Below are 4,812 nucleotides of genomic sequence, written 5' to 3'. Positions count from 1 at the left end.
TCGGGGCGAAACTGCGACACGGGCCGCACCATGCGGCCCAAAAATCGACCAGCACGATGGGACTCTGGGCTATGGTCGCGTCAAAGGTGGTCTCGGTGAGATCGGTAGTAGCCATACACACAGTGTATACCCACTGGGGTATCTAGCATACCTAGAGGGGTATGCGCTAACTTGGCAGGTATCCAGCGCCGAAACGGCCTACAAAGAGTTGATCACACCCACCTGGCCGACGTATTCGGAGACCGCGTCCCACCGGATCGCCTCTCGCCGGGAGCGGAACATGGCCAGAATGCGGGTGCGCGCCTGGGCGAGGTTGTCGACGGATGCCTCGGTGCGCGAGGTGACGGATCGAGCGTTGGCGAGGTCGCGGAAGGTTCAATCGGCGACGACAGCATGGTGACAAGTCTTGCAGCTTCAGGCGAGTGTAGGCGCCCTCGCTCTGTGGATCCCACATGCAGGGTTTTCCGGCACAGGACCTGGATGTTTATAGTTTTGGGGTCCCCTTTTTACACGTTTCCCACCAGATTCGCAGCAATTTGAACCCCTGAATCCCTGATAAGCACCGGGACTCAGGGGTTTTTCCTTGCCTCGAAATCGCGCAACCTGTGAAAAGGTGCAGCCTGGTTGAGACGCTTGGCGATCGAGGGCTGACCGGGCGATCGTGCAGTCAATCTGTGCTGAACCACATGACAACCGCAGACGCCCCCCTGCTCTGCACCATCCTGGTATTCCGCGCCATCTTCCAGCTGCTGCTGATCTCAGGCCTGCCGCTCGGACGGTTCGTCTGGGGCGGCCGGCACGAGGTGCTGCCGACGCACTTGCGCATCGGCAGCGCCCTCTCGATCGCGCTCTACCTCGTGTTTGCACTCCTCGTACTCGAACGGGCGGAGCTGACGTCTTTCATCTCCAGCGCGAGCTTCATCGGCGTGGACGTGTGGGTGCTCACTGGGTACTTCACGCTCGGTGTGATCATGAACGGGATCTCCCGCAGCAAATCGGAACGCCTCGTGATGACGCCGGTGAGCCTCGTGCTGGCGGGACGGTGCCTGGTCGTCGCGATCAGATAAACATCCGCTCAAATCAGCATCCGCTCGACGTGACGGCAGCGGCACACCCGATGAAGTCCAGACAGCAGACGAGGACCGGACTACCGTGAAGTCATGCCAATCGGCGGATTCCGCGGCGTTGCCTTCAGCCTGATCCCGGGGCTGAACACCGCCCTGCACTACCAGCGCGCGTGGCTGATGCCTGATCTGCGCGCCGGCATCGTGCTCAGCTTCCTGCTGATCCCGGCCGGTATGGGCTACGCGGAGGCCTCCGGGCTGCCCGCGTACACCGGCCTGTACGCGACGATCGTGCCGCTGCTGGTCTACGCCGTCTTCGGCCCATCGCGCATCCTCGTGCTCGGTCCTGACTCGGCGCTCGCCCCGATCATCGCAGCGTCGATCCTGCCGTTGGCGCTCGGCAATACCGAGCGAGCGATTGCCCTCGCCGGACTCCTCGGTCTGATGGCCGGCCTCATCCTGTTCGTTGCCGGATTGCTGCGACTCGGCTTCGTCACCGACCTGCTCTCCGGGCCGATCCGGGTCGGCTACCTCAACGCCCTTGCTTTGCTCGTGATCATTTCGCAGATTCCCAAACTGCTCGGGTTCTCCATCGACGTTCCCGGCCCGATTCAGGGGATGGGCGCAATCATGCAGGGCGCTGCGGCGGGGAGCATCGTCGTCGCCGCGATGCTGCTCGGCCTCGCCTCCCTCGCCGTCATCGTCGGGTTGCGTTTCCTGCTCGGCGGGCGCATCCCCGGTGTGCTGATCGCGGTCGTCGCGTCCATTATGGTCACGGCGATCTTCTCGCTGCAGAACGTGCTGCCGATCGTCGGCGCCATGCCGCAGGGGCTCCCCGCGCCGGCGCTCGGCGGCCTTGTCTGGGGCGACGTGGTTTCGCTGATCGGACCGGCGCTGGGCATAGCGCTCATCGCCTTCGCTGACACCGGGGTACTCTCTCGCACGCTCGCGGCGCGCCGCGGCGACAGTGTGAACGGCAGCCAGGAGATGGCCGGACTCGGACTCGCCAATATCGGGGGCGGGTTCTTCGGCGGCTTTCCGATCTCCGCCTCCACCTCGCGCACGCCCGTCGCCGAGCAGGCAGGGGCGCGATCCCAGCTGACGAACGTGGTTGGTGCGCTCATCATTGTCGTCTTCATGCTCGTTGCCCCCGGCGTAACCGGGTACCTCCCGTCGGCCACACTCGGCGCCGTGGTCATTGTGGCAGCCGCCAGCCTGGTCGATATTTCGGGCGTCTCGCGATTGTGGCGGATCGACAAAACGGATGCCCTGCTTTCGATCGCCGCGTTCCTCGGCGTCTTTCTGGTGGGCGTTTTGCAGGGCATTCTCGTGGCGATCGGGCTGTCTCTGGTGGCGTTCGTGATCCGCGCGTGGCGTCCGTATCGGGCGGAGCTCGGGCGCATTCCGGGTGTGCGCGGGTACCATGACCGCTCCCGGCATCCGGATGCCGATCGCGTTCCTGGCATCGTCATTGTGCGTTTCGACGCCCCGCTGTTCTTCGCCAACGGGGGCATCTTTGATGACTACGTGCGCTCGGTGGTGCGGAGGGCGGAGCGGGAATCGGAGGCCGATGGCACGCCGATTCACACCGTCATTCTTGCCGCCGAGCCGATCACCGATATCGACACGACCGCCATTGACGAACTGCTCGAGCTTGACGAGTACCTCGCGTCTCGGGGGGTGACGCTCGTGCTCGCCGAGATGAAGGGGCCGGTGAAGGACCGGCTACAGGCCTTCGGACTGGGCGACCGGTTTCCACCCGAGCGGCTCGCGCCGACGGTGGGCGCCGCGGTTGATGCTGCGAGTGGGGAGCTTCGCGACGATATCGGCGGAGCGATTTGAGGTGGTCGCGGTGGCCTCTGACTCGGGGCAGGAGGGCGACTACGACAAAATCGTCGAACTCATCGGCAGCTTCAAGGTGCCGATGGGCTGCCGCTCGTTCCTGCAGGGCTGGACCGACGAGAACGGCAACGATGTCTCCGAGGGGCGGATGAACCTCGGAGTCGTGACGCTCAAACTGCCCCGGATTGCCCTCGAGTCCGGCGGAGACACGAACAGGTTCTGGAGCATTCTCGCCGAGCGAGTGACCACGGTGGGCGACGCTCTGCTGTTACGAATTGAGCGGTGCAAGGAAGCGACGCCGCAGAACGCTCCTTCGGAGAGCTGTTGCTGGAGCGTGCGGACAAACTCGAGATGCTCGGCAAGATCGACGCTTTGGTCGACGGCCGGTTCGAACTCGCCAAGCGCGATCTCAACCTGCAGTTTCGGGGCAGCAGTAACCAGCGGATCATCGGCGTCCGGAAGTCTCTGGCCAGCGGCCAGGTGATGCTGTGGGGCGGGTTGAAAGACGCGACCGGGAGCTTCGAACAGATCGAGCAACGGGATCTGAGTTAGGGGCAGACGCCCCGCCCGACCCGTGCCTGGCTCGCGCTGCAAAGCAACTACGATCTCCCTGCGAGACCCGGCTACTGCCGTTGGTTGAGCTTGCCGAGACCGCCATGGACTGGGCTGAGCCGGTCTCGAGAACGCGGGGTCTGCCCGAATGCATCTTCGCCCAGAAATCCAAACATATCTGAGAATCTCTCGACTTGGGCCTCGGGTTTTGGTACACTTCTTCTATGAGCCAGAGCGGCGATACTCCCCAGCCGGGCCGTGTCGATCCGTTCTTCGCGGCTCACGGCTACCCGCCGTCCACGCCCGAGGAGCGTGCCGAGTTCGAGGTGTTCTGGGCGCAGTGTCAGGCTGATTGGCGGTTTGAAATTGCCGAGGGGCTCGGAGAATTCGCCCCGTATGAGGTCACCGACCCCGTCGGCCCGGAACTGGTCGATCTGGAACCGGTCAACCCGGCACCAGTGAGCCCGGCATCGGTGAGCCTGGCGGCTGACCGGCCGGAGCTGATTGACGGCCCGACCATTCCGGCCGACCTCGACCTGTCTGAGGTGTTCGCCGCGGTGCCGCCCGAGCACCTCTTCGACGAGGACCTCCGCGAAGCGTTCCTTTATACGAACTACCTCGCGGACAATTTCCTCCCGGACGATTACCTCGCGGACGAAGGCACCGCGGACGAAGGCGCCGCTGACGAGCGTCACACTGACCGTGCCGAGGCTGATCCGGCTGACGCTGACCCGGCTGACGCTGACCCGGACCAACCCGGCCTGGCCCCTGGTGGTCCCGCGGACGTGCTGAGTTCGTTCCAGCGGCACCAGGCGCAATTCGTCGACCGGGTGGTGTTCCTTGAGAAGGTGATCGCGTGGGCGCAGGCGAGTAAGGCCGAGGTTCTGACTGAGGCGTGGGATTACACCACCAACAGTGCCGAGACCGGTCGCCCCCAGGCCGGTCCGCAACATGAGCACGACTGGGATGCGACCTTCGCCGCTCAGCAGGGTCTGGTCGCCGAAATGGCCTGTGCGCTGCGCATCCCGGCCGGCACTGCCTCTGGCCTGTTGCGGGAGAGCCGGGTGCTGGTCGAGTCCCGCCCGCAGACCCTCGACGCCCTCCGCACTGGGGAGATCTCCTTGCGCCATGCCCAGCGGCTGCTCGAACAGCTCGATTCCGTCTCGCAGCCCGCCCGCGCCGAACTGGAGGCGGTGCTGCTGCCGCACGCGAAACGCCTCACTCCGGCGCAGTTCGACGGCAAGGCCCGCAAGCTCCGGGAGCGGTTCCACCCGGACAGCATCACCGTTCGCCGCACCCGATGCCTGGCCGACCGCCGGGTGCAGTTCTTCCCCGACAAGGACGGCATGGCAAC

5 protein-coding genes and 1 pseudogene are annotated in these 4,812 nt (G+C 64.9%); 5 read left to right on the top strand and 1 reads right to left on the bottom strand.

Features of this window, described 5'->3' with window-relative positions:
* A partial coding sequence (locus E3T31_RS14870) for a co-chaperone YbbN (RefSeq protein WP_241977992.1) occupies positions 1 to 115 on the bottom strand: 115 nt, incomplete at its 3' end.
* Positions 116 to 686: 571 nt separating this feature from the next.
* Here E3T31_RS14870 and E3T31_RS14865 point away from each other — a divergent pair.
* From E3T31_RS14865 to E3T31_RS14850, 5 genes and pseudogenes are all read left to right on the top strand, one after another.
* Complete coding sequence (locus tag E3T31_RS14865; protein ID WP_134469821.1) at positions 687 to 1,067, top strand: hypothetical protein; 381 nt, start codon at positions 687 to 689, stop codon at positions 1,065 to 1,067.
* 93 nt (positions 1,068 to 1,160) lie between these two features.
* Positions 1,161 to 2,906, top strand: coding sequence for a SulP family inorganic anion transporter (locus E3T31_RS14860; RefSeq protein WP_134469819.1), 1,746 nt, complete (start codon positions 1,161 to 1,163; stop codon positions 2,904 to 2,906).
* Positions 2,860 to 3,180: pseudogene (gene nrdD / locus E3T31_RS18795) on the top strand (anaerobic ribonucleoside-triphosphate reductase); the annotation flags it as partial. The gene E3T31_RS14860 and the pseudogene nrdD, both read left to right, overlap by 47 nt.
* Before the next feature lie 8 nt (positions 3,181 to 3,188).
* On the top strand, positions 3,189 to 3,458 hold the full coding sequence (locus tag E3T31_RS18420) for a 4Fe-4S cluster-binding domain-containing protein (protein ID WP_241978028.1): 270 nt from the start codon (positions 3,189 to 3,191) through the stop codon (positions 3,456 to 3,458).
* A 224-nt stretch (positions 3,459 to 3,682) separates the two neighbouring features.
* Positions 3,683 to 4,812, top strand: a 1,130-nt coding sequence (locus E3T31_RS14850; protein WP_134469817.1) for a DUF222 domain-containing protein, incomplete at its 3' end; no start/stop codon positions are given.

The sequence above is a fragment of the Cryobacterium sp. TMS1-13-1 genome (assembly GCF_004403125.1).
Classification (GTDB): domain Bacteria; phylum Actinomycetota; class Actinomycetes; order Actinomycetales; family Microbacteriaceae; genus Cryobacterium; species Cryobacterium levicorallinum.
This window is presented reverse-complemented; position numbering and strand designations above follow the sequence as displayed.